Annotated in this window: 1 protein-coding gene; it reads right to left on the bottom strand. The window is 43.3% G+C overall.

Annotation, left to right across the window (positions count from 1 at the left end; all coding sequences use genetic code 11):
• Positions 1–760, bottom strand: a 760-nt coding sequence (locus tag KIV40_RS28915) for an ABC transporter substrate-binding protein (protein ID WP_285352664.1), incomplete at both ends; no start/stop codon positions are given.

The following is a 760-nucleotide window of genomic DNA, read 5'->3' as shown; positions in this document are numbered from 1 at the left end:
GCGAATAGTCACCACGCATAATATTCTTGATCATGCCATCGTAATCGGTCGCATGCATGATCCCCTTTCGCACATTGATATCGTTCAGTAGCGGTTGAGCCGTGTTCATCCACAAGCCACCAGCACCTTGCGGGGTTTGATTAAATCCCCAGAATTTTTGAATGTAACCATCTTTAAAGCCTTGAGAATCTGACTTCCCATGCCAGTATTCAGGTAGGACTAAATCGAAATAATCAAGTTTACCTTTCTCGAAATGCTTGAGTGCAATATCAAAATCTCGAATCACGGTGATACGAACTTTGTCCACGTTGTATCGGTTTTGATAATAACGATTTGAATAGCCCCACCACTTCTCTCCGACATGTTTAAAGGTCACGCTCTTGCCTTTTTTCACCTTGTCTAGATAGTAAGGGCCAGCTGTTGGTTCACTCTTGAAGTTGTATTTGCGCACAAAGTTATCGACCATCCCATCACCGTTGGCATCCTTACCACCGTCATAGAAGTGCTTTGGTCTTGGCTGAAAGCCATTGCTTGGCATGTTAATCAATACCATCAGAGCGTCTTGGCTCTGTTTTACCGCCGTTTCGACAGCGATGGTGTAGTCATCTATTTTAGAAACATTAAGAATCGAGTTTGAGAAAAAGTCGTTATACCAAGGATCAACAATGTCCTTAGAGCGGTAATACGTCAGCATGAACAAGTAGTCATCAGCCGTGATTTTCTCTCCATCCGACCAAGTCGCTTTAGGATCCAGTTTGAA

This window comes from Vibrio sp. D173a, assembly GCF_030248475.1.
This window is presented reverse-complemented; position numbering and strand designations above follow the sequence as displayed.